This window comes from Agaribacter flavus, assembly GCF_042646125.1.
Lineage (GTDB): Bacteria > Pseudomonadota > Gammaproteobacteria > Enterobacterales > Alteromonadaceae > Glaciecola > Glaciecola flavus.
The window spans coordinates 1-524 of record NZ_JBHRSW010000055.1; the positions used below are offsets into that span (position 1 = coordinate 1).

Here is a 524-nt window from a genome sequence, read left to right on the forward strand (position 1 = left end):
CGTAGCTACCGGGCAATGCCTTTGGCAAAACAACCCGAACACCAGCGGTTCGTCCACTCCGGTCCTCTCGTACTAGGAGCAGCTCCCATCAATCATCCAACGCCCACACCAGATAGGGACCGAACTGTCTCACGACGTTCTAAACCCAGCTCGCGTACCACTTTAAATGGCGAACAGCCATACCCTTGGGACCGACTTCAGCCCCAGGATGTGATGAGCCGACATCGAGGTGCCAAACACCGCCGTCGATATGAACTCTTGGGCGGTATCAGCCTGTTATCCCCGGAGTACCTTTTATCCGTTGAGCGATGGCCCTTCCATTCAGAACCACCGGATCACTATGACCTACTTTCGTACCTGCTCGACGTGTCTGTCTCGCAGTTAAGCTGGCTTATGCCATTGCACTAACCTCCTGATGTCCGACCAGGATTAGCCAACCTTCGTGCTCCTCCGTTACGCTTTGGGAGGAGACCGCCCCAGTCAAACTACCCACCAGACACTGTCCGCATCCCGGATAACGGGAC

At 55.5% G+C, this 524-nt stretch carries 1 rRNA gene; it reads right to left on the bottom strand.

What is annotated here, in order from left to right:
- Positions 1 to 524, bottom strand: a 23S ribosomal RNA gene (locus tag ACFOHL_RS17545); the annotation flags it as partial.